Origin of the sequence: Bradyrhizobium sp. SBR1B (assembly GCF_014198205.1) — a bacterium.
In the GTDB taxonomy this organism is placed as follows: domain Bacteria; phylum Pseudomonadota; class Alphaproteobacteria; order Rhizobiales; family Xanthobacteraceae; genus Bradyrhizobium.
Window position 1 is genome coordinate 403,071 of the sequence record NZ_JACIHC010000005.1, and the last position, 24,404, is coordinate 427,474.

Sequence of the window (24,404 nt, forward strand, 5' to 3'; positions counted from 1 at the left end):
TTCTTTTTTGAAGTGCCTGCTCGACTCAACAAGAAACCCCAAGGAATTTCCATGAAGAACAAGAAACTCGTCCTGCTCGCCGCGGCAACTGCTCTGACGCTACTCTCCACCCAGGGCGCTTTCGCGCAGAAGAAATACGACACCGGCGCCAGCGACACCGAGATCAAGATCGGCAACGTCGAGGCCTATTCCGGTCCGGCCTCCGCCTACGGCATCATCGGCAAGACCGAGGAAGCCTATTTCAAGATGGTCAACGACCAGGGCGGCATCAACGGCCGCAAGATCAACTGGATCTCCTACGATGACGGCTATTCGCCGCCCAAGACCGTGGAGCAGGTCCGCAAGCTGATCGAGAGCGACGAAGTATTCCTGATCTTCAACGCGCTGGGCACCCCGACCCAGACCGCCGTGCAGAAATATCACAATGCCAAGAAGGTGCCGCAGCTGTTCCTCGCCACCGGCGCCAGCAAGTGGAACGACCCGAAGAATTTTCCCTGGACCATGGGCTTCCAGCCCAGCTACCGGGTCGAGGCGCGGATCTTCGCCAAATACATCCTGCAGGCCAAGCCAGATGCCAAGGTTGCGATCTTCTATGCCAATGACGATTTCGGCAAGGACTACGTCGCCGGCATCAAGGAGATCTTCGGCGACAAGGCCTCCTCGCTGGTCGTCGCGGAGGAGAGCTACGAGACCACCGAGCCGTCGATCGATTCCCACATCGTCAAGCTGAAGGGAACCGGCGCCAACGTCTTCGTCAACATCTCGACGCCGAAATTCGCGGCACAGGCGATCAAGAAGATCGCCGAGCTCGAATGGAAGCCGATGCATGTGATGACCGACGTCTCGATCTCGATCGGCGCCGTGATGAAACCCGCGGGCCTCGACGCGTCGGAAGGCGTGCTGTCGGCGACCTATCTGAAGGACGCGTCGGATCCGCAATGGAAGGACGACGAAGGCATGAAGAAGTTTCTCGCCTTCATCGACAAATACATGCCGGGCGCCAACGTCTCCGACACCAACCTCGTCTACGGCTATGCCGCCGCGCAGACCCTGGCACAGACGCTGAAGCAGTGCGGAGACAATCTGACGCGAGAGAACGTGATGAAGCAGGCCGCCAGCCTGAAGGACTTTACGCCCGATACGCTGATCCCCGGCATCAAGATCAACACCGGCGCCAACGATTTCGCGCCGATCGAGCAGCTCAAGATGATCCGCTTCAAGGCCGGCCAGTGGGAGCTGTTCGGCGATATCATCAGCGCCGAAACGGGCGGTTAGTTGCACATGATGGCCGTGGGCGATGGCGCGCAGCTCGCGCCTTCGCCCGCCGCCATGCGGATCTCCGCCACCGGCAGACCCAGCCGGCGATCGTCGCCGGCGGCCGCAAAGCGCGGACATGTCCATGCCAGTATCGCCGTGCCTGATGACGGTCGATCGAGTTGCAGGACGAAAGCACCGGCGTCGATCGCGATCGCTGCATCGGCGACCCGCATGCCGTCGAGATAAAATCTTACCCCGATCCGATCCAAAGGCTCGCGAATCTCGGGCGATACGATGCGGATGATGCTGCGTCCGGGCGACACCTTGATCCGCAAGGCAGCTTCCGGCTCACTCCAGCGAAAGCTGTGGCCCTGCCAGACCTCGCACGCGTGGAAGCCGGCTTGCGCCATCACCTCATCCCCGAGACGCGACAGCTTCGTGCCAGCGGGCTCGCTGCCGCCCTGAATGCAATCGAGGCGCTGAAAGTGAATCAGTGAGGCGATATAGCGCTTCAGCCAACGCGCGATGCTGTCGGGAGAGCCGCCCATGGTGAGCATGGTCAGCACACAGCGGGCATAGACTGCGGAGAGGCGCGCTGAACTGCGCGCAGAGCGGCCGCCGACCAACGCGATCACGCCCCAGCGCCCGAGCGCCTGCACGCTTTCGCCGTTCACTCGAGCGGATCGCATCCGTGCGCCGAGGGCACTCCGCGCAAGCGCGGTGTCGAAATCGTCGCGCTTGCTCCACTCGGTGGGCACTTCCAGCAGCTCGCTACCGGGATCACGGTGCGCCTCGCCGAGATAGCGGATCTCGCCCCGAACGAAATCGAGCGTGAACGTCTTCAGCTCGCCGAGCTTGCCTATGTAATAGTGATGGAAGCGCGCCTCTTGCAGATAACCAATGGCATGGCCTCTCGCGTGATATGCCGCAGCCAGCACCCATTCTGCGAAATGGCCGAGCTCCTCGCGCAGGCCGCCGCATTCCCAATAAACGTCGCGCCGCGTCACGAAGCACTGATCAAGCACTTTGCGCCAGGGATGCCGCTTCATGCCGAACTCGATGTCGGCCTGGTACATCGCAGCCTCCGCCACGGACAATCGATTGTGGCAGATCGGAACCGAATGGCAGGAAAAGCCGGCCCACTCGGGATGAGCCTCGATGGCGCGGATGCACAGCTCGATCACATCGGGCGCGGGCCAGCAGTGCGATTCGGTGAAGAACAGATAGCTGCCGCGGGCTTTGGTTGCGCCGAATGCGCACAGCCCGATATCGTGTTCGGAATCAGTGAACTCGAGGCGAGCCTCGTCGCCGGCCAGCGCCTTCAACGCCTCGCGCGTCTTGAAATCCGGTGGCACGACCAGGATGATTTCGTAAAGCGACTTGTCCGCGGTCTGCGATGTCCAGCCGAGCCAGGACTGCTCCCATTGCCCGCGATGATATTCGAGCGGGATGATGATGGAGAACAGCGGAGATTCGCCGAGGCATGGGGCGCGCGCGTTCTGCATACCCCCTTATAGACGCAGGCAACGCCATTCCGGATTCTTTCTTGCGGACTATACCGACAGAAACAGTGCGAAGGATTCTTCCACCGTGCGGCGCAGATGCTTTCCGTACAACGCATGGTTGGCGTCGCCGGGCCCGACCCTCCCCAGCGACGGCTTCGGGACGTTCCGGAGCGGTACGTAGGCGATCGGCGCTGCGATCGGCGTGAGCTGTGAACCAGGCCCGGCGCGGAGCGTCGAGATGATGCCGTACATCTCGCCGGCGACCGTCGGCCGCGACACCGTGATCACGCGATGCTGGCCGTGCTTGATGATGACGAGGTAGATGAAGCCTGACTGATGCGGGACGGCGACCTCGCCGGTATGCTCGTAGGCGGTATCGGTGCGATCGCCCTCCCGAAAGACCAGCGAAGACACCTTCGGCTCCCAGACGATCTCGGTGCGGTACGCGAAGATCGCGTCCTTGTCGCCGAACGACGGCCGCAGCGTGATGTAGACGTCCTCGAGCCAGGTCACGGCGCGATGCGCATAGGAGCCAAGACTGTCGGGAGCGACATCGTTGGCGGCCTGAGGCGCCGCCACGACGGGACTCTTGCGCAAGGAGACGCCCAGCGCCTGCTCCAGCCGGACCGTCGTCGCCAGCGTAAACGGCCGTCGGCCGCCGAGCACCTTCTCCAGCGTCGACAGGCTGAGCTTGGCCTGCTCGGCCAGCGCCTGCCGGGAGATCCGGCGTCTGGCGAGCTCCTCGCGAATGGTCTCGGCGATCTCGCGGCTCTGCTCGTCCGAAAGCTGCTTGTCGGCGGATTTGTCCTGAATCTGCATCGCTAACCCTGCTCCAGCACGGCCATTCTAGCAGGGCGGACAAACCAGCACAAAACCGCACATGGGCGCCCCACGGCGGCCTGCGCGGGCCGGCCGCGGCGGAACATGACCGATCATTCTGCTCGCGAAATCGATCCCTCCCAGCGAATGCTCAGAGCCAGCAAACGTCCTTTCGGGAGCAGGCCAATGGACACCTACGACACAGCCGACAACGACGAGCACCCCATGCTGAAGGGGCTGATCAAGCTCGGATTGTTTCTTCTCGCGCAGGGCATCGCGGTGATGCTGATGGCCTTCGTGGCCCTGCTCGTCAGCTTCGGGACCAGTTGGTCGGCCACGACAGATCAGGCCAGCCTGCTCCAGCCAGGCGACGCCAAGGCCGGCTCCCTCTTCCTCAAGGAGGATGGCGCCACCACCGAAGCGATCCGCCTCGGCACCGACATCGACATCACCGTCTCGGGCCCGACGCTGCGCGCGCGCGTCACCCAAATCTTCCGCAACCCGACCAAGGACTGGGTCGAAGCAACCTATGTCTATCCGCTCGCGACCAGCGGCGCCGTCGATACGCTGAAGATGGTGGTCGGCGACCGCGTCATCGTCGGAGACATCAAGGAGCGGCAGCAGGCCCGCGTGATCTACGAAGAGGCGCGCCGCACCGGTCAGCGAGCCGCGCTCACCGAGCAGGAGCGGCCGAACATCTTCACCAATTCGGTTGCCAATATCGGCCCCGGCGAGACCGTGCTGGTGCAGATCGAATATCAGGAACCCGTGCATCAATCCGGCAACGAATATTCGCTGCGCCTGCCGCTGGTGGTCGGACCGCGCTACAATCCGGCACCGATCGTCCAGAGCGTCGACTTCCGCAAGGACGGATCGGGCTGGGGCGCGACGACCTCGGACCCGGTCCCGGACCGTGACCGCATCTCGCCGCCTGTGCTGGATCCCGCCAGGAATGCACCGGTCAATCCGACCAGCATCACGGTGCGCCTGAAGGCCGGCTTCGCGCTCGGCGAGGTCAAGAGCCACCACCATAAGGTCAAGATCGAAAGTCCGGACAACACGGATCGCGTCATTACGCTCGCCGACGGTGCGGTCCCCGCCGACCGCGACTTCGAGCTGACCTGGAAGCCCGCCGCCGAGAAGGCGCCGTCGGTCGGCCTGTTCCGCGAACATGTCGGTGATGCCGACTACCTGCTCGCCTTCGTCACTCCGCCCAGCGCAGAACAGACGACACAAAAGCCATTGCCGCGTGAGGTCGTGTTCGTGATCGACAATTCGGGGTCGATGGGCGGCACGTCGATCGTCCAGGCCAAGGCGAGCCTCGCCTACGCTCTGTCTCGCCTCCAGCCGACCGACCGTTTCAACGTCATCCGCTTCGACGATACCATGGATGTGCTGTTTCCCGCCTCCGTGCCGGCAGACGCGGCCCATGTCGGTGATGCCACCTCGTTCGTGAGCGCGTTGCAGGCACGCGGCGGCACCGAGATGGTGCCGGCGATGCGCGCCGCGCTGGCCGACAAGCTCGGCGACACCGGCATGGTTCGCCAGGTCGTCTTCCTGACCGACGGCGCAATTGGCAACGAACAGCAATTGTTCGAAGCCATCACGGCGATGCGCGGCCGCTCGCGCGTCTTCATGGTCGGCATCGGGTCGGCGCCCAACACCTATCTCATGACGCGCGCCGCCGAGCTCGGCCGTGGCGCCTTCACCCATATCGGTTCCGTCGAGCAGGTGGAGGAGCGCATGCGCGGCTTGTTCGCCAAGCTGGAAAACCCGGCCGTAACCGGCCTTACCGCGAAATTCTCCGGGGCCAACGCCGACATCACCCCGGCGATCATCCCCGACGTCTATCGCGACGAGCCGCTGGTGCTGGCGGCAAAGCTCGACAAGCTCGCGGGCTCGCTCGAGATCAAGGGGCGGGTCGGCGATCGTCCATGGTCGGTAACCCTGCCGCTGCAAAATGCCGCCGAAGGCAACGGCCTGTCGAAACTCTGGGCCAGGCGCAAGATCGGTGACGCCGAAGTGGCGCGCGCCATGCGGGAGCTCGCGCCCGAGGAAGCCGACAAGGCGATCCTGGCGCTGGCGCTCGACCATCAGATCGTCACGCGCCTGACCAGCCTTGTCGCCGTCGACAAGACGCCGAGCCGGCCCGAAGGCGCGCCGCTCAAGCTCAGCGAATTGCCGATCAACCTGCCGGCCGGCTGGGATTTCGAGAAGATGTTCGGCGAACGGCCGCAGATCCCCTCGCAGTTGCGTGAACGCCACGCCGATGCGCTCACCTCACCCGCCGCGCGGCGTCCGACACCCGCAGCACCTGACGCGATCCGTCTGCCCAAGACAGCAACTTCGGCCGAGCTGAAGATGATCGCAGGCCTGGTCCTGATCGTGCTCGCCCTGATCCTGTTCGTGTTCAACCGGCGTCGGCTCTTGCTCACCGACGCCGCTTGAGAGAGGAGCCTCCCCGAGCTCCTCTGTTAGCGCGCGCGGCTGCCCGTCCCATACCAACGGCCGCGCGCGCCTTTTTCTCTGTCATTGTGACGAGCGAAGTGACGAGAGTAGATGTCATGCTCCGCCTCTTATCTCCCCTGGTTCTGGCACTGATCGGACTCATCCTGTTCGGCGACGGCGCCTACATCCATGCCAAGGCGTGGCTGGCGCAGGTGCTGCTGGAGCGCGCGTTCGACAAGAGCCTTGCGACGGGCGAGGCGATCAAACCATGGGCATGGGCCGATACCTGGCCGGTCGCGCGGATCGAGGTGAAACGGATAGGCGCCAGCGCGATCGTGCTGGAAGGTACGAGCGGCCAGGCGCTCGCCTTCGGGCCGGGCCACATCCATCAAACGGTTGATGCCGGCGAGCGTGGAGTTGCCGTATACGCAGCGCATCGTGACACCCATTTCCGCTTCTTGCGGAATGTTGCCGTCGGAGACGTCGTTGAGGTCACCCGCCGCGACGGCAAGCATTTTCGCTATCGGGCGGATTCTTCGGCCGTTGTCCGTTTCGACGCGTCGGGCATCGCCCCCTCGACGCAGGGCGTGGAACTCGTGCTCGCGACCTGCTGGCCGTTCGACGCCGTTACGTCCGGCCCGGAGCGCTACGTCCTGCATGCCACCTTGATCGAAACGCGTGAATAGCGGTTCGCAATCGACCCATCCGGGAACGATCGAGCCTTCTCAAACCGCGCCGGACACGCCGGGTCCATCGCGTTTGACGCGACCGTGAACTGGCGCCGCCGACCAGAGACCTGTAAGAAGGTTCCATTGTTTTTGGACGTCGTAATTTGCGAAAGCTCGATAGATGGACGACGAGTTCAGGCAGCGCCTCGAACAGCGATTGGAGCAGCTCGAAAATCGCGTCGCGCTGCTCGAAAGGAATCAGGATCTCATCGCCGCCGGACAAAGAAGATCTTCGCTCCGGAGCCTCTGGCGGCGTCCGCCGATGTGGACCTTCGAGCAATATCCACCGCGCCTGCTCAACCTGAGGGCTTTCCCGCCAGCCCCCTCGATCCATGAGAATGCACCGCGGATCGCGATGGTCACGCCGAGCTACAACCACGCGCAATATCTCGACGCCACGATCGACAGCATCGTGAGCCAGAACTATCCGAACCTGTATTACCACGTGCAGGACGGCGCCTCGATCGACGGCACGGCTGATCTCCTGAAGGGCCGCGGCGAGAGCATCAGCTGGAAGAGCGAACCTGACAGCGGGCAATCGAACGCCATCAATCTCGGCTTCGCCGGCGTCGACAGCGAGATCATGGCCTATCTCAACAGCGACGACATGCTGCTGCCGGGGACGCTGGCCTATGTCGCCAACTACTTCACGTCGCATCCGCATGTCGACATCGTCTATGGCCATCGCGTCTTCGTCGATCGCGAGGGACTCGAGGTTGGCCGTGCCGTGCTGCCGCCCCATGACGGGCGCGCGCTGCAATATGCCGACTATATCCCGCAGGAGACGATGTTCTGGCGCAGGCGCGTGTGGGACAGAGTCGGTCCGATCGACGAGAGCTTCCACTACGCGATGGATTGGGACTTCATCCTGCGGGCGCAGGCCGCGGGATTCAAATTCGTGCGCCTGCCGCGATTTCTCGCCTGCTTCCGAATCCATGATGCCCAGAAGACGGCATCGACCTACGCGATCGGCGTCCGGGAGATGGGCATACTGCGGCGCCGCGCTCTCGGCTTCGATCCGACACAGATTCAGATTCGCCGCGCCATCGCCCCCTATCTCGCGAGGCAGGTCATCTTTCACTACGCCCACAAGCTGAGCCTGCTAGGATACTGAGCGGGCGGCGATCACCCACCTCGTGCCGCATGGTCATCGTGATCGAGCCAGATCCGCTCGAGCCCGATGCCGAGAGGTCGCGCGTCGGGGCTCAGTCCGAGATCCGCGGGCGAGCGTGGATCGGATAGCGACAGGCTGATGGTCAGCGTCCCGTCGGCGGCAATCGCGGCGGGATCGAGCATCAACCTGCGCAAGCCCGCGAACGCCTCTCTCGAGAATGTCAGTTGCTGCGGCGCTCCATTGCCGACGCGGCATGCCGCCTGCAATTGCGGATTCCTCTCGGAAATGAAGGCCCGGCACGCCAGCACAAGCTCAACCGGCCGTGACGGAATGGGATGGACCTCGAACCGGAGCACGCAATTCCTGGCAATGGACCAGGTGCCCCATTGCTCCGGCTCGCTCCATCCCTCGATCAACGCGGCGACGCCCGCTCAGCCATGCGCGAATTCGAGCTGCTTTGCGCCGAGGACCGGCGCGGACACGGGAGCCTTCAGAGCGGCCGGATCGAACGGCCCCTGATCCGGAACGAACTGCGCGATCACGCGCACTGCATCCGCAATCGAATTGAGCCCAAGCGCAGAACCATCCAGCTCGTAAGCCACACGGTTCGGTCCGGTCACGCGAACACCCCGGCCGGGTGGCGGCCGGTCCGCATGGCGGGCAGGAATGATGATGTCGGCGACGTCGAAGCCATGCGTGCGCGCGAGTTCGCTGATGGTCTGCACGGTCCGATCATACAGGGGCGGCCGATGGTTGATGTCGGTCGCGAGCGCCTGCGCCAGCGCCTTGAAGTCGAGCCGCACCTCGTCGTGATCCGCCAGCAGCAGACGCTTGAGGACAAGCATGTCCTTGGCGATGAAGAGCTGGAGCGCGTTGAGATCGGGAAGTTGGGGATCCTCGTCAATAGGTCCGAAATCGCGCGCTCCTCGCGGCGTCTCGAGCAGATCAGTGGTCTCGAAGAACAGCGCGTGACCGGTGCTGTGCTGCGAGAATCCGGCCATGCTCAGCGGCCGCGACAGACGGATGAAACTGTCGGTCAGCGCAGCGTTGGCGATGCCGGACGCCACATCGGGCGATAGACCGATGAAATAGCGGCCGCCGATCGCACGCATTCGATCGATGACGCTGCGGCGGACGAACGAATTGTAGATCATCGGCAGATGCGCATAGTTCGCCTGGAAACCGAAGATGCGCCTCAGTTCGTCGCGCGACGAAACTCGCTGTGCGGACGAGGTGAGGTCGATCTCGGCGAGCAGCCGGTTGCGGAAGGCTGGATGGTAGTAGCTCGGCCAGTGATAGGTGTAGGCGCTCCAGCTCAGGAGATCGATGTTTCGGCCGGAGAGCATCTCCGATGCCGCGGCGCATGCATAGGGCATCAGCCCGTCGTCGTCGCCGATGAAGGCGACGTACTCGCCCGAGGCGTGGCCGAGCGCCGTCTCCCAATTGTCCGTCATGGTCAGAACGACCTCGCTGGCAAAATGCCTGAAGCGATCGTCCCTGAGGTCTGCGACGATCTTCTCAATCTCGGGATTGCCGCCATTGTTCTGAACGATGAACTCGCAATCTGCATGCGCAGGCTGGCACGCCATGGTCGCGAGCGCGTGGCGAAGCGTGTCGGGACGATCGAGGGTCGGCACCACGATGGACAGCAGCGGCATGATCACCATTTTGAAAGAATGAGGGTCACGGTTTCCTAGCATCTTGCCGGACCGTTCGCACTTTCGCCAAAAGTCTCGTGATGCTAGCCTTATCGTCAGATCCTGCCCATTCCGTCTCGCGGCATGGAGCGGCCACGATCAGCCCCCGAAGCCGGCGCGCGGGCGCGCGTTGCAACAAGAACAAGAAGTGAGGGAAGCGCATGGAAGCTCAAGTGCCCGCCGCATCGGTTTCTCCGCGCCTATGGTCTCCATCGCCCGATGCCGGAGAGATCGTCAAGGGCATCCACGCCATGCTGCACCCGCACAACATCGTGCTGGTGGGCGCGACCGACAAGCCCGGCAATTATGCCGAACGCATCTGGAATAACCTGATCAAGTACGGTTACGAGGGCGGCCTCTATCCGGTCAACGCCAAGCGGGAAACCATCTGGGGCGTCCCCTGCTACAAGGATTTTGCGAGCCTCCCGGAAAAGCCGGATCACGTTCTGGTGCTGGTGCCGGCGCGCTTTGCCGTACAGGTGATCCGCGATGCCGCGGCCGCCGGCGCACGGTCGGCCACCATCGTCACCTCGGGCTTCAGCGAGTTGCAGGATGACGAGAGCCAGAAGCTCGCCGCCGAATTGCAGCGGCGATACGCGAGACGGGCCTTGCGGTCACCGGACCGAACTGCCTCGGCAATCTGAGCGCCGGCGAGAAGCTTTTCACCAACATCGACGACCGCATCGTCACCATGGAACAGGGCGCGGTGGCGATCGCAGGACAGTCCGGTGCGATCGTCATGGCGATCCGCCAAGCGCTGGAGGATCGGGGTGTCGGCGTCGGCTACATGGTGACATCAGGCAATGAGGCCGGGCTCGAGACGCCGGACCTGATGCGCTATTTCGCCGAGGATCCGAGCATCAAGGTGATCGTCGTCTACCTCGAAGGCGTGCGCAACACCAAGGCCTTTCGCGAGGCCTGCAAGGCAGCGCGCGCTGCCAGCAAACCCGTGATCGCACTCAAGCTCGGCGCGTCCGAGGGTGGCCGCGCCGCGGCGATGGCACATACGGGTGCGCTTGCAGGCTCGATCGAGACGTTCGACGCCATTGCAACGCGCGAAGGCGTCATCCGCGTCGGCGGCCTCGACGAGCTGATCGAGACCACCGAATGCTTCGTTCATTGTGGCGTGCCCAAAGGCGACCGGCTCGCGGCGGTCACGCTGTCCGGCGGCAAGCGCGGCATGCTGCTGGACGCCTTCTATGCCGAGGGCCTGAACTTTGCGCCGCTCAGCCCGCACGTCGGCTCCGAGCTTGCAAGGATGCTCGGCCCGGGGTCGATTGTCGGCAATCCGCTCGATGCCGGCTTTGCCGCAGTGGTCGATCCCTCCGTCTACATGAAGTCGATCAAGCTGATGATCGACGACCCCGATATCGACATCGTCATCGTCGATGCCGAGCTGCCGAAAGCCCCGCACGAGCTTCGCGAGCGCAATTTGCGTATCGTCGACGACATGGCGCGCCAGGGCGGCAAGCCCGTGATCTATATCAGCGCGATGTCGATCGGCTTCACCGAGTTCACCAAGACCTTGCGCAAATCGCTGCCGCATCTCGCGGTCATGCAGGGCATGGACCGGGCGGTGACCGCGATCAAGTCGCTGCTCGACTACGCCAGGCTGCGCAAGGAGGTGCCCGATATCGTCCCGAGCTCGAAACCTGCCGCGCGCGCCGTGCTGGAGAAGGCGCTGAAGTCAGCGAACGGTGCCGCGCTCGACGAGGTCGCCTCGAAGAAGCTCCTGAAGGCCTATGGCATTCCGATCTCGAAGGAGGCGATCGCACAGACCGCGGCCGAGGCGGTGAAGATCGCCAAGCAGATCGGCTTTCCGGTCGTGGCAAAACTCGTCAGCGCCGAGATCCTGCACAAATCCGACATCGGCGGCGTGGTGTTGAACTTGAACAGTCCGGCCGAGGTGAAGACGGCGTTCGCCGACATCACCGCACGGGTCGCAAAGCTGAAGGGCAAGCCGAAGCTGGACGGCATTTTGATCGCGCAGCAGGTCAAGGCCGAGCTCGAGCTCGTCGTCGGCGCCTCGCTCGATGCCGAGATGGGACCTGTCGTGCTGTTCGGCACCGGCGGCATCGACATCGAGCTGATGAAAGACGTCGCGCTTGCCGGCGCGCCGCTGGACGAAGCCGAGGCGCGGCTCCTGATCGGCCGCACCAAGGCCGGCATCAAGCTGCGCGGCTATCGCGGCAAGCCGGCCCTGCACGAGACCTCCGCGGTGAAGGCGCTGGTCGGCCTGTCCAATTTGATCGCGGATGCCGGCGACCGGATCGCCTCGATCGACATCAACCCGTTCCTGATCAACACCAGGACGGGCGTAGCGGTCGACGCCCTGATCGTGCTGAACAATACTGCTGCCAGGCGAGTTGCCGGGCATTGAAGCCGTAGGGCGGATTAGCGCCAGCGTAATCCGCCAAACTATACGACTGCTGAGGCGAAAACGGCGGGTTACGCTTCGCTAACCCGCCCTACGTACCATTGGGGGCTTCTTCCAACTTCCCCGCTTTGGCCGTAGAATCGCCTGATGGCACGCGCGAGTAATCTGGTGATCGGAACGGCAACGCTGGCGGTGATTGCCGTGGCGTTCGGCGGCCTGCTCGGCGTGCAGAAATGGCGCACCATCCAGAGCCGCAGCCAGTTGCGCGTTGTATTCGAAGGCGGGTCCGCCAGCGGCCTGCGCCGCGGCGGACCGGTCAATTTCGACGGCGTGCCCGCCGGCCAGATCCTGTCGATCAAGCTGGACAATCCGCGCAGGATCGTGGCGCTGGTGATGCTCGACAACACCGCGCCGATCCGCAAGGACACCGTGGCGGGCATCGAGTTCCAGGGCCTCACCGGCGTCGCCGCGATCTCGCTGATCGGGGGCGCGCCCTCCGCGCCGCCGGTGCCGCTGGACTCGGACGGCATCCCCGTGCTGACCGCCGATCTCAGCGACGCCGAGTCCATCGTCGACACCCTGCACAGTGTCGACCGCACCATCGTCAGCAACGCCCCCGCGATCAAGGAGGGCCTGCGCACGTTCGAGGACTACACCGCCGACCTCCGGAGCAAGGGTGGCGAAATCGACTCCGTCATGGCCAAGGTCGACACCGCCTTCGCGGGCTTCGACAAGGCGGTCACGAAGCTCGAGGGCGTGGTGCCCGGCTTCGTCGACGGCAAGGCCGACGAGCTGTTCGAGAAGATACAGGGGCTGCACGAGCTCGCCGACACCATGAGGAAAAAATCGGCCGGCTACCTCGAGGACATCCGTCGCTCGCTGCTCGACGTCAGCGAGGCCGCCAACAAGATGAGCGGGACGCCGGCCCCCACTGCCGCCCCGCGCCCGCCGCGCAAGCCGCCGCAGAAGAAGCAGTGACGCCTCCCCTATCCTCCCTCTCAAGGGAGGCGACGATGCCTCACCACGCGTAGCGCACGACGCCCTTGCCGGCGTAGGAGCGGGTGAGGTTCGAGAACTCTCCCTCGAACGTCGCCGATGCAGACCAGCCGTTCATCCAGTTCATCTGCGCTGATGCCGTGGTCAGCGCCGCATCGCGCGCCTGGGCGGCACCGTTCACGACGAAAGCCGAACCCGGCAGGGTCTGGAACACCGCGCCGACAGTGCGGTCCGGATTGTAGTCATGCGCCCAGGCGAGGCGGCCGCGCAGGGTCATGAGGCCACCGGCCGCGGCAAACGATCTGTCCGCGCGCAGGCCGAGTTCGGTGCGCGTGCTGGTGACGTCCTTGGCGGCATAGTTGAGCGCGAAGACGTTGCTGCCGACCACGGCAGCCTCTGCATAGGTCGGAAGGCTGAACAAGGTGGCCTGGAGCGCCGCATACGGCGTGACGCCAGCCCACTGCATGGCATAGCGATAGCCGCCCTCGATGCGGCCCGAGATCGCGTTGGCGTTGAACTGCGCACGCAGCTGGTCATAACCGGCAGCCGTTGCGACGCGGTTGGTCGTGACGTCCTGCCAGCCATAGGCGAGCGCCGCTGTGATGTAGGCCGGTCCGGCCGTATGACGCACGAAGGCGCCGGCCTGAAATAGATCGGAGCGCCCCCAACCGAGCCCGTTGACGTTGAAGGCGGTGCCGCCCCCTGCGAGAGCAAAGCCCGCAATCGTCGACGGCGAGAAGCGGTAATCGAGGCCCACGGCAGTGCCGTAGACACTGCTGCTCGTGTTGTTCGAGCCGAGGCCGGAATTGCCGTCCGTGGTCTGCGAGCCGCCATAGCCGGCCGTCCACACATCCCAGCGCTGCTCGAAGGTTGCTGCCGGTGCCTTGCGGTAAATCGAGGCGAAGGCGTCGCGCGCGCTCTTGTCGCGCGCATTCGCGTCCGCGGCAAATGACGAGGCGCCAGCCGTGCCGCTGCGTCCAGAGCTGAAGACGTCGGTCAACAGGCTCATGAACAGGTTCATCGCATTGAACGTCGTCTGCTGCGATCCCGTTGCGGATTCACCCGAGGCCTGCGTCAGGCCCCCGGGACCAAGACCCGCGAGTTCGGCCTGCAGGAAGCCGTTGGTGTTGAAGAATTTCTGAAGCGTCGTGGCAACGTTCTGCTGGTTGACGTTGAGCGCGTATTTCGCGCCGTAGTTCAGCGTGAAATCGAGGAAGACCTCGTTCGATCCGACGCTCGTCGTGCCGATGAGGCCACCCGGCGCGGCAACGCCCGAAAAATTCCCGCCGGAGGTGCCGAAGAAGTTCATGATCGAATAGTGCTTCATCACCGCGGCGCCCGGATACAGCGCGACGCCGACAGTGCCGTCCAGCGCGACATTGCCGGTGACGAGCGCGTGGCTCGTGCTGGATCCGCTACCGACCTGCACCACATAGACCGAGCCGGACTGAAGGGTGAGATCGCCCTGAACCTGCATGCTCGAGCCCGGGCCGCCGTCGCCGGGCGCATAGATGCCGCCGTTGGCGATGAGGGTATTGCCAACGATTCCGGCGCCGAACAAGGCACCACCGGCATTCACGGTGGTCAGGCTCGACTGCGAGATGTCACCATCGACCCGCAGGATGCCGCCGTTCACCGTGGTCGTGCCGGTGTAGGTATTCGCGCCCGAGAGGATCAACGTGCCGCTGCCGACCTTTTCCAGCGAGCCGGGGCCGACGGGACCGCAACCGCAGGTATCACCGATGACGCCGCTGACCTCGGTCGAGAGGTTGTTACCGCCGACGACGAGGGTATTGCCGCCGCCGATGTAGTAGAAGCCGCTGCCTTCGATCGATCCTGCGGTGATGCGACCATCGCCGGCCGGACCGGTGCCTCCACCGAAATCGACGACGCCGGTCCCGGTGGTGATGAAGCGTGCGTTGCCGCCGGTGGAGTTGTCGAAGAATTCGGTCCTGCCGCCGTCCTTGGTGATGATTGTGGCATTGCCGGCCGTGGTGAACGCGCCGAAATCGGTGAGACCATCAGCTTCATTGATGATGGTTGCATTGCCGGCGGTCGCCGTGTCGGAGCCGGCGAACGTCCCGAACACGGTCCCGCCAAAATCCTTGTTCACGATCGTCGCCGAGCCCGCCGAAGATTGCTCGATGAATATCGTGCCGCCGCCATTCTGGTTGGTGATGTTGGCCGCGCCTGCATTAGTCCGTCCGAAGAAGCCGATCAGGCCGCTGTCATTGATGATGGTGGCCCGACCGGCCGTCGCGGTGTCGGCTCCACCCCCGAGCGGATCGCCGAAATAGACCTGGCCGTTGTTGGTGATCACGATCGAGCTGGCGGAGCTTGCGTTGAGGAACATCGTCGTGCCGGAGAAGGCGTTCAGGATCGACGTGATTCCCGACGTGTCGGCATTGACGATGCTGAAGAGGCCCTCGTTGGTGACGGCGCCGACCATGCTCGCAGTGTGGGTCGCGTCACCGAGCTGCAGGGATCCGCAATTGCAGATGAAGGTGCCGCCGGTATAGGAGTTCGCGCCGAACAGCGCCAGGGTACCTGGTCCCTGAACATTGATGCCGTCGCTGCCGACGATACGCGAAACGATCGCGGCCGAGGGATCGCTGGTGCCGGTCACATCGTTGGTGACGAACGTGGTGCCGCCCGCAGCCAGCCTGAGGTCGCCGCCCTGAATGGTATAGATCGAGCCGTCGGCGGTGAGGTCGAAGCCCACGAGGCTGGTGAGTTGCACGCCGCCCGGCGTAACCGTCACCGTGCCGCCCGTCGCCGGCGTCGAGGGAGCGCTACTTCCGAACAGCGTGCCGGCTGACGCGGGATCATAGGCGGTGCTGGTCGCGCCAAAGACGTCGGTCCAGTTGGTCGTCGTGTTGTCCCAGACGCCGCCCCCGCCGTTGACGGTGCCGTTCGGTGTGGTCTGTGATCCGTTGAAAACCTGCTGGGCCCCGACCGGGCTCGCCACAGCGATCGCGGTCACGACGAGGCCGGCCCCGAATGCCGCGCGCTTTGCCGCAGCACTCCGGCGCGGGCAACTCCCCCCGCTCGATCGCAACCAAGCCCCCACGCTCGTTCCCCACCCCGCGGCGCTCCCCAGCGGCGCCGCGGGGAACTTAGGCGAAGAGGATGGGCGGTAGAACTACGGGGCATCGAGAATCCGCCCAAATGGACCCCAACTCGGGCAGATTCAACAGTCCATGTTGTAACCGCGCCACGGTTTTGCCGAGCGCCATTCCCATTCCGCGCACATACGGACGCATCAGAACGTTCGCGCACTTGTGGACCGCCGTTCACATCAAGGGGTGACCGTCCAACTCATGGTGCCGGCAGGGGCTCAGTAATTGCTCGGCGACGACCCATTCGGGATGCCGTCGATCGGACATTCGTCGGTGCCGGGGGTCGAGCGGGTCATCGCCTCGACCATGTCACGCGTGCCTTCGGGATCCTTGATCCAGTTCTTGTAGAAGTCATAGGGGCACGCCGCGACGCCGCGCGGGCTTTCGCCGGAATTGATCATGCCGGTGTAGCCGCGGTGGACCAGCTTGTAGAGATGGTTCTGTGACTGGCCGTTGCGGCGCGCGTCACGGATCAGATGTTTCGACAGCTGGGCGTACTGGATGCCGTAATCCTCCTCGCCGCACTCGCCGAGCGTACGGCCATCGAAGCCGATGATCGCGGAGTGGCCGAAATAGGAGTAGACGCCGTCGAAACCGGCGGCATTGGCGACCGCGACATAGACGTTGTTGGCCCACGCCATCGCCTTGGAAATAAGGACCTGCTGCTCCTTGGCCGGATACATGTAGCCCTGGCAGCGCACGATCAACTCGGCGCCCTTCATGGCACAATCACGCCAGATCTCCGGAAAGTTGCCGTCGTCGCAGATGATCAGGCTGACCTTCATCCCCTTCGGGCCGTCGGAGACATAGGTGCAATTGCCGGGATACCAGCCCTCGATCGGCACCCATGGCATGATCTTGCGATACTTCTGCACGATCTCGCCCTTGTCGTTCATCAGGATCAGGGTGTTGTAGGGTGCCTTGTGCGGATGCTCCTCATGTCGCTCGCCGGTCAGCGAGAACACGCCCCACACTTTTGCCTTGCGGCAGGCCCCGGCGAAGATCGCGGTCTCCTCGCCGGGCACGGCGCACGCCGTCTCGTACATCTCCTTGGAGTCGTACATGATGCCTTGCGTGGAATATTCGGGAAAGATCACGAGGTCCATGCCGGGCAGGCCGGCCTTCATGCCCACCAACATGTCGGCGATCTTGCGGGCATTGTCGAGCACCTCGGCCTTGGTGTGCAGGCGGGGCATCTTGTAGTTCACCACGGCGACGCCCACCGTGTCGTTGCTGCTGGAAATGTCACCGTGAAGCATGTTGGGCGCTCCTGTCGTTTATTGGTTTGAGGTGCGTTAGTGGCTGATCATCCACGGCCGCGCAGTCGGAAAGCCCTTGGCGCCGCTCTTCGTCTTGGTCACCAGCCGCGCCGGCTTCTTCTTGTCGATCGCGTTCTTGTCCTTCACGGTCTTGCCCGAAGAGCAGCAGCCGCAGCCGGGACCGTGCGAGGCCTTGTATTGCGCGAGCGTCTGCGGCGCGTGCGAGCTGCGCTCGTTGATGGCGTGTGCCTTGCGCTTGTCTGATGGCATGCAGAAGAAATTCGGCGCGGTCAGAATGACGCGCGGCGCCATGGTCTCGCAATGCGGGCAGCTTTGTGGATCGTCGCACTCGGCCATCGGGCGCAGGTCCTTGAACGGACCGCAATCGTCACAGAGATATTCATAGACCGGCATCGCATCATCCCTACGCTCTTGCCTGTTCAACGGAGCTCGCTTGCACCGTTCGTGCAGAGATAGCCCCTCACCTCAACCCTCTCCCCGTAAGGACGGGGAGAGGGAGCGCACCGACTACTTGTCCGGCGAGATCGGCATCTGGATATCGCCGGTGATGTGCTTGATGGGACCTGCCGCCGACGGCATCACGTCGAAGTCGAAGATCTCGGTCGGCAGCCACAGCGTGGCGCAGGCGTTGGGCACGTCGACCACGCCGGAGATGTGGCCCTGACATGGCGCGGTGCCGAGGATCGAATAGGCCTGTGCGCCGGAGTAGCCGAACTTCTTCAGGTATTCGATGGCGTTGAGACAGGCCTGGCGATAGGCGATGTGAACATCGAGATAGTGCTGCTTGCCGGCTTCATCCACCGAGATGCCTTCGAAGATCAGATAGTCCTTGTAGTTCGGCGTGATCGGGGACGGCTTGAAGATCGGGTTCTTGATGCCGTATTTCGACATGCCGTCCTTGATCACCTCGACCTTCAGATGCAGCCATCCCGCCATCTCGATGGCGCCGCAGAAGGTGATCTCGCCGTCACCCTGGCTGAAGTGCAAATCGCCCATCGAAAGACCTGCCCCCGGCACATAGACCGGGAAGTAGATCTTCGAGCCGCGCGAGAGATCCTTGATGTCGCAATTGCCGCCATGCTCGCGCGGCGGCACCGTGCGCGCACCTTCCGCGCCGATCTTGGCTTTCACGTCGCCCTTGGCACGGCCGCCATGGGCGGTCGGCGCGAACGGCGGATTGGCAAGGCCCGGCACGCGGGTCGGATTGGTCGAGATCAACTCGGACTCGCGCTTGTTCCAGGTCTCCAGCATCTTTGGATCGGGCAGACAGCCGATCAGGCCGGGATGGATCAGGCCGGCGAAATTTACGCCGGGCACGTGTCGGGACGAGGTGTAGAGGCCCTTGATGTCCCAGATCGATTTCTGCGCCAGCGGGAAATGGTCGGTGAGAAAGCCGCCGCCATTCTGCTTGGAGAAGAAGCCGTTGAAGCCCCACAGGCTCTCTTTCATCGGGCCGACGTCGAGCAGATCGACGACGAGGAGATCGCCGGGCTCGGCGCCCTTGACGCCGATCGGACCCGACAGAAAGTGCACGATCGACAAGTCGATGTCGCGCACGTCATCGGCGGAATCGTTGTTCTTGATGAAGCCGCCGGTCCAGTCATAGGTCTCGATGATGAAATCGTCGCCGGGATTGACCCAGGCCACGATCGGGATGTCGGGGTGCCAGCGGTTGTGTACCATGTCATTTTCGTAAGCCGATTTGGTCAGATCGACCTTGATCAGTGTCTCTGGCATCGAGATGCTCCCCTTTTACACGGTTGGTTAGACGGACAGATATTTCGAGACCTGTGCGGCATCGACGGCGTGGCGCGGATCGTCGCGCACGATCTCGCCGTTCTCGATCACCAGCACGCGGTCGGCAATGTCGAGCGCGAAGCTCAGGACCTGCTCGGACACGACGATCGAGAGCCCCTTCTCGTCGCGGATGCGTTTCAGGGTCCGCGCCATCTCCTTGATGATGGAAGGCTGGATGCCTTCGGTCGGCTCATCCAGCAGCAGGACTTTTGGCTTGGTTGCGAGCGCACGCGCGATCGCGAGCTGCTGCTGCTGGCCGCCGGAGAGATTGCCGCCGCGGCGGCCCTTCATCTCGAGCAGGACCGGAAACAATTCGTAGATGTCGCCGGGCACCTCGGATTCGCCCGCAACGACGAGGCCGGTCTCGATGTTCTCCTTCACCGTCATGGTGGAGAAGATCATGCGGCCCTGCGGCACATAGGCGAGGCCCTTGGCGACGCGCTCGTAGCTCTTGAGGTTACCGAGCTCGGCGCCGTCCATGGTCACCGAGCCGCTCCTGGCCGGCAGGATGCCCATCAGCGACTTCATCAACGTGGTCTTGCCCATGCCGTTGCGGCCCATGATCGCCACGATCTCGTTGGGCGCGACCTTGACGTTGAGCCCGTGCAGCACCTCGCTCTGGCCGTAGGCGACGTGGAGATCGGAAATTGCCAGCATCAGCGTGCTCCTAGGCTCGGTACGTCTTCCTTCTCCCCTTGTGGGAGAAGGTGGCGCGGGCGGAGCCCGCGACGGATGAGGGGTATGCATCAGCGGATCCGAGCGGCAGCTTGATCTGCGGAGAGATACCCCTCACCCGGATCGCATCTGACGATGCGATCCGACCTCTCCCACAAGGGGAGAGGTGCACCGTCGATGCCTCGACGGACTCATTGGTTTTCACCATCGTCAGTGCCCCAGATACACTTCAATGACCTTGGGATCGTTCTTCACCTTCTCCATGGTCCCCTCGGAGAGGATCTGGCCCTGGTGCAGCACGGTGACCTTGTGGGCGATGTCCTCGACAAACTTCATGTCGTGCTCGATCACCAGCACCGAGCGGTTCTTGATGATGCGGTTGAGGAGCTCGGCGGTCTTGGCGCGCTCGGACACGCTCATTCCGGCGACCGGCTCATCCAGCATCAGCAAATCAGGGTCCTGGATCAGCAGCATGCCGATCTCGAGCCATTGCTTCTGGCCATGGCTGAGCTCGTCGGCATAAGTGTTGAGCTTGTCCTTGAGGAAGATCATCTCCGCGACCTCCTCGACCCGGTCCTTCACCAGTTGGTCGCGCTGAAAGGTCAGCGAGCCGAACACGGTGCGGCCGCGCGGAAACGAGATCTCGAGGTTCTCGAACACGGTGAGATCCTCGAACACGGACGGCGTCTGGAATTTGCGCCCGACGCCGGTCTGCACGATCTCGTTTTCCTTCATCTTCGTGAGCTCCTTGCCACGAAACTGGATCGAGCCCGAGGTCGCCTTGGTCTTGCCGCAGATCAGATCGAGCACCGTGGTCTTGCCGGCGCCGTTGGGACCGATGATGACGCGGATCTCGTTCTCCTCGACGTAAAAGGAGAGATCATTGACCGCCTTGAACCCGTCGAACGAGACGGTCAGTCCGGAGACAGCGAGCAGGAATTCCTTGGGCTGGTGTCCAACGAGCATGATGGCTTCCTCACTCTGCCGGTGCGCCGTCGGCGACCGAATTGTCGTTCCAGCCCGGCTTCCGCTTGCGAGAGGCGAACAGTCGGTCGATGCGCGGCTGCACGTAATCGGCCCAGAGCCCGGACAAACCGTTCGGGAAGGCGAGCACGACTGCGATGAACAGCGCGCCGAGGCCGAACAGCCAGAGTTGCGGGAAGGATTCCGACAGGCTGGTCTTGGCGAAATTCACCAGGATGGCGCCCCAGATCGCGCCGAAGATCGACATGCGTCCGCCGACCGCGGTGTAGATCACCATCTCGATCGACGGCACGATGCCGACAAAGGACGGCGACATGAAACCGACATTGAGTGCGAACATGGCGCCGCCGATCGCGGCGAAGACCGCGGCCATGCAGAAGGCAAAGATCTTGAAGTTGGCGACGCTGTAGCCGGAGAAGCGGACGCGATCCTCCTGTTCGCGCATCGCCACCAGGATGCGGCCGAGCTTGGTCAGGCGGATGAACTGCGCGATGCCGATGCAGGCGAACAGCAGCACCACCTCGACGAAGTACAGGATGACCTTGGCGTGGTCGGGCCGGATGTCCCAGCCCTTGAGGGTGCGCAGGTCGGTCATGCCGTTGATGCCGCCGGTGTAGCCCTGCTGTCCGACGATCAGGATGGTGAGGATGGCGGCGACGGCCTGGGTGATGATCGCGAAATAGGTGCCGCCGACACGGCGCTTGAACATCGCGGTGCCGATGATCAGCGCGAACAGGCCGGGGACCAGGATGATGGCGAGGATGGTGAAGGTGAGGCTGTGGAATGGTTGCCAGAACAGCGGCAGCGAAGTGATCTGATTCCAGTCCATGAAATCGGGGATGCCGGGCGTCGACTGGATCTTCGTGTTCTCGACGCTGGAAGCCTCCAGCTTGAGAAACATCGCCATGCAGTAGCCGCCGAGACCGAAGAACACGCCCTGGCCGAGGCTCAAGATGCCGCCATAGCCCCAGCACAGCACGAGGCCGAGCGCGACAAAGGCGTAGGTGAGGTATTTCGCAACCAGGTTGAGGCGGAACACATCCAGCGACAGCGGCAGAATCACGAACAGCACGGCGGCCAGAACAATGAAGCCGATGAGCTCGGAGCGATTGAAGAAGCGTGAGTTGATGATCATGACTTGCCTGCTTCTCCTTACTTGCGGACTTTGAGGGCGAAGAGACCCTGCGGCCGCAGCATCAGGATGCCGACGACAGCGAGCAGCGTCAGGACCTTGGCCATCGAGCCCGACATGAAGAATTCGAGCGTCGATTGCGTCTGCGAGATCGAGAACGCGGAGGCGATGGTGCCGAGCAGGCTGGCCGCGCCGCCGAATACGACGACCAGGAACGTATCGACGATGTAGAGCTGTCCGGAGGTCGGCCCGGTCGAGCCGATCATGGTGAAGGCGCTTCCGGCGATACCGGCGATGCCGCAACCAAGCCCGAAGGTGTAGCGGTCGACCTTCTCGGTGTTGATGCCGACCGCTCCGGCCATGATGCGGTTCTGCACCACCGCACGGACCTGGCGGCCCCAGCGCGACATGTACATGACGTACGCGACCGAGAGAGTGATCAACACTGTGAGACACATCACGAAGACGCCGTTGATCGGCACTTCGATGCTGTCGGTGACGTGCAGCGAGCCCAGCATCCATTGCGGCAGCTCGACCCCGACCTCACGCGCGCCGAACACGGAGCGATAGGCCTGCTGCAGCATCAGGCTGAGCCCCCAGGTGGCAAGCAGCGTATCCAGCGGGCGCTTGTAGAGATGCCGTATCAGCACCCACTCCACCAGCATCCCCAATGCGCCGGATGCGACAAAGGCCAGGATCATCGCAAGGAAGAAATAGCCGCTGAACAAGCCCGGCAAATAGGACTGGAAGACGTTCGAGGTCATCCAGGTGACGTAGGCGCCGAGGATCATGAACTCGCCATGGGCCATGTTGATGACGCCCATCTGGCCGAAGATGATGGCAAGCCCGAGCGCCATCAGGACGTAGACCGAGAACAGGATCAGTCCTGCAAAGCCCTGCATGACGAAGATGGAGCCAAGGTCACCAAGCGAGTAGTCGCCGAACATCGATGTCCTCCGTCGGGGATAAGGGTCCCGCGTCGCGATGCAGGTTCGCGACGCGGGGGTCTTGGGCGTGGATTTGCTGTCCACGCCAGGGAGAGGCTTGGTATTTGGACGAAAGCGCGACTGGGAGCGCTTCTTACTGGTAGCCCTTCGGGAACGGATCCGGCTCGACGAGATCGGCGGTCTCATAGATCAGCTCGAACTGGCCATCGAGCTTGGCGCGCCCCACCCGGGTCTTCGACCAGAGATGATGGTTCTCGTGGATGCGCACATAGCCTTCCGGCGCGCCCTTGAACTCGACGCCGGGCGAGGCCGCCGCGATCTTGTCGACGTCGAAGGAGCCCGCCTTCTCCACCGTCAACTTCCACAGCCACGGGCCGAGATAGGCAGCCTGGGTGACGTCTCCGATCACTGTCTTCTCGCCCCACGCCTTCTTGAACGCCGGCACGAACGCCTTGTTGTTCGGATTGTCGAGCGATTGGAAGTACTTCATGCAGGCATAGGCGCCCGCGATGTTCTCGCCGCCGATGCCGTCGATCTCGTCTTCGGTCACCGAGATCGTCAGCAGCGCCTGCTTGGAGAGGTCGATGCCGGCGGCCTTGAGCTGCTTGTAGAAGGCGACGTTGGAGCCGCCCACGACGTCGGTGAAGATCACGTCGGGCTTGGTCAGCTTGATCTTGTTGATGACCGAGTTGAACTGGGTGTTGCCGAGCGGATAGTACTCCTCGCCGACCACCTTGCCCTTCAGCACGTTCTCGACGTGCTTGCGCGCGATCTTGTTCGAGGTGCGCGGCCAGATGTAGTCGGAGCCGATGAAGAAGAACGACTTGGCGCCCTTTTCCTTGGCGATCCAGTTCAGGCCGGCGAGAATCTGCTGGGTCGCTTCCTGACCGGTGTAGATGACGTTCTTGGACTGCTCGAGGCCTTCGTAGAAGGTCGGGTAATAGAGCATGCCGTTATACTGCTCCATGACCGGCAGCACCGCCTTGCGCGAGGCCGAGGTCCAGCAGCCCATGATCGCCGCGACCTTGTCGTTGACCAGCAGCTTCTTGGCCTTTTCCGCAAAGGTCGGCCAGTCGCTGGCGCCGTCTTCCTGGATGAACTTGATCTTGCGGCCGAGCACGCCGCCGGCGGCATTGATCTGCTCGATGGCGAGCTTTTCGGCCTCGATCGACCCGGTCTCGGAGATGGCCATGGTGCCGGTCGCCGAGTGCAGGATGCCGACCGTGACCTCGGTGTCGGTGACCGCAAGGCCGGTGGTGTTGACCGCCGAGGTCGCGGGAGCCTGCGCAAAGGACGCCCGCGGGAGCATCGTGATGGCGGGCACGGCGGCCATTCCCATCAATAGTTTGCGCCGGAGCGGCGACAAAAGGCCCTTGTTTGGTTCGTCTGACATGAGCACCCCACTTTTGTTCGAGGACACGCGATTGGTGCCGTGAGGATGGCTCGGATTGATGGAGCGCCAGCATACGCAAGATCGCGTATACTGCACCGCAAAATGCCGACGTAGGCTTTTGGTACGGAATTTGCGA

The 24,404-nt window shown here is 63.3% G+C and carries 18 protein-coding genes and 1 pseudogene; 6 read left to right on the plus strand and 13 right to left on the minus strand.

Annotated features, from left to right (window positions below):
- The first annotated feature begins 51 nt into the window (after positions 1-51).
- Positions 52-1,275, plus strand: a complete 1,224-nt coding sequence (locus GGD61_RS16590) for an ABC transporter substrate-binding protein (RefSeq protein WP_092251617.1) — start codon at positions 52-54, stop codon at positions 1,273-1,275.
- Here the strand turns inward: GGD61_RS16590 and GGD61_RS16595 are convergent.
- Positions 1,272-2,762: a glycosyltransferase family 2 protein gene (locus GGD61_RS16595; RefSeq protein WP_183230920.1), complete on the minus strand. Its 1,491-nt coding sequence runs from the start codon at positions 2,760-2,762 to the stop codon at positions 1,272-1,274. The genes GGD61_RS16590 and GGD61_RS16595 overlap by 4 nt on opposite strands.
- Before the next feature lie 48 nt (positions 2,763-2,810).
- Complete coding sequence (locus GGD61_RS16600; RefSeq protein WP_092251615.1) at positions 2,811-3,581, minus strand: helix-turn-helix transcriptional regulator; 771 nt, start codon at positions 3,579-3,581, stop codon at positions 2,811-2,813.
- A gap of 186 nt (positions 3,582-3,767) precedes the next feature.
- Between GGD61_RS16600 and GGD61_RS16605 the strand changes: the two genes are divergently transcribed.
- From GGD61_RS16605 to GGD61_RS16615, 3 genes are all read left to right on the plus strand, one after another.
- Positions 3,768-6,029 (plus strand): marine proteobacterial sortase target protein, encoded by a 2,262-nt coding sequence (locus tag GGD61_RS16605; RefSeq protein ID WP_183230921.1) that lies wholly within the window; start codon positions 3,768-3,770, stop codon positions 6,027-6,029.
- Between the two features lie 116 nt (positions 6,030-6,145).
- The gene (locus GGD61_RS16610) at positions 6,146-6,715 is read left to right on the plus strand and encodes a class GN sortase (protein WP_092251613.1); all 570 of its coding nucleotides are present in this window, start codon (positions 6,146-6,148) and stop codon (positions 6,713-6,715) included.
- A 163-nt stretch (positions 6,716-6,878) separates the two neighbouring features.
- Positions 6,879-7,871, plus strand: coding sequence for a glycosyltransferase (locus GGD61_RS16615; protein WP_092251612.1), 993 nt, complete (start codon positions 6,879-6,881; stop codon positions 7,869-7,871).
- 11 nt (positions 7,872-7,882) lie between these two features.
- Here the strand turns inward: GGD61_RS16615 and GGD61_RS40505 are convergent, their stop codons facing one another.
- Together GGD61_RS40505 and GGD61_RS16620 are read right to left on the minus strand one after the other, a co-directional pair.
- A complete protein-coding gene (locus GGD61_RS40505) occupies positions 7,883-8,287 on the minus strand; it encodes a DUF7024 domain-containing protein (protein ID WP_246785943.1) in 405 nt (134 codons plus the stop codon).
- Between the two features lie 15 nt (positions 8,288-8,302).
- Positions 8,303-9,529, minus strand: coding sequence for a glycosyltransferase (locus GGD61_RS16620; protein ID WP_246785944.1), 1,227 nt, complete (start codon positions 9,527-9,529; stop codon positions 8,303-8,305).
- A 200-nt stretch (positions 9,530-9,729) separates the two neighbouring features.
- Here GGD61_RS16620 and GGD61_RS16625 point away from each other — a divergent pair.
- Both GGD61_RS16625 and GGD61_RS16630 read left to right on the plus strand, forming a co-directional pair.
- Positions 9,730-11,948: pseudogene (locus tag GGD61_RS16625) on the plus strand (acetate--CoA ligase family protein).
- A gap of 144 nt (positions 11,949-12,092) precedes the next feature.
- Positions 12,093-12,923 carry an MlaD family protein gene (locus GGD61_RS16630; protein ID WP_092251609.1) on the plus strand — a complete coding sequence of 277 codons (831 nt, stop codon included), beginning with the start codon at positions 12,093-12,095 and terminating at the stop codon, positions 12,921-12,923.
- Between the two features lie 40 nt (positions 12,924-12,963).
- On the opposite strand, the gene GGD61_RS16635 is transcribed toward GGD61_RS16630, so the two are convergent.
- The 9 genes from GGD61_RS16635 to urtA form a co-directional block, all read right to left on the minus strand.
- On the minus strand, positions 12,964-15,924 hold the full coding sequence (locus GGD61_RS16635) for an autotransporter domain-containing protein (RefSeq protein ID WP_092251608.1): 2,961 nt from the start codon (positions 15,922-15,924) through the stop codon (positions 12,964-12,966).
- A gap of 354 nt (positions 15,925-16,278) precedes the next feature.
- Positions 16,279-17,319 (minus strand): aliphatic amidase, encoded by a 1,041-nt coding sequence (locus GGD61_RS16640; RefSeq protein WP_092251607.1) that lies wholly within the window; start codon positions 17,317-17,319, stop codon positions 16,279-16,281.
- 36 nt (positions 17,320-17,355) lie between these two features.
- The gene (locus GGD61_RS16645) at positions 17,356-17,733 is read right to left on the minus strand and encodes a zinc ribbon domain-containing protein (RefSeq protein WP_092251606.1); all 378 of its coding nucleotides are present in this window, start codon (positions 17,731-17,733) and stop codon (positions 17,356-17,358) included.
- Positions 17,734-17,847: 114 nt separating this feature from the next.
- Positions 17,848-19,077 (minus strand): formamidase, encoded by a 1,230-nt coding sequence (gene fmdA, locus GGD61_RS16650; protein WP_092251605.1) that lies wholly within the window; start codon positions 19,075-19,077, stop codon positions 17,848-17,850.
- Positions 19,078-19,104: 27 nt separating this feature from the next.
- Complete coding sequence (gene urtE / locus GGD61_RS16655) at positions 19,105-19,794, minus strand: urea ABC transporter ATP-binding subunit UrtE (protein WP_092251604.1); 690 nt, start codon at positions 19,792-19,794, stop codon at positions 19,105-19,107.
- Positions 19,795-20,022: 228 nt separating this feature from the next.
- Positions 20,023-20,778 (minus strand): urea ABC transporter ATP-binding protein UrtD, encoded by a 756-nt coding sequence (gene urtD / locus GGD61_RS16660; RefSeq protein ID WP_091964397.1) that lies wholly within the window; start codon positions 20,776-20,778, stop codon positions 20,023-20,025.
- 10 nt (positions 20,779-20,788) lie between these two features.
- The gene (gene urtC / locus GGD61_RS16665) at positions 20,789-21,931 is read right to left on the minus strand and encodes an urea ABC transporter permease subunit UrtC (protein WP_038949523.1); all 1,143 of its coding nucleotides are present in this window, start codon (positions 21,929-21,931) and stop codon (positions 20,789-20,791) included.
- 17 nt (positions 21,932-21,948) lie between these two features.
- Positions 21,949-22,875, minus strand: coding sequence for an urea ABC transporter permease subunit UrtB (gene urtB, locus GGD61_RS16670; protein WP_018316774.1), 927 nt, complete (start codon positions 22,873-22,875; stop codon positions 21,949-21,951).
- A 133-nt stretch (positions 22,876-23,008) separates the two neighbouring features.
- Positions 23,009-24,268, minus strand: a complete 1,260-nt coding sequence (gene urtA, locus GGD61_RS16675; RefSeq protein ID WP_026201734.1) for an urea ABC transporter substrate-binding protein — start codon at positions 24,266-24,268, stop codon at positions 23,009-23,011.
- Positions 24,269-24,404: the final 136 nt, after the last annotated feature.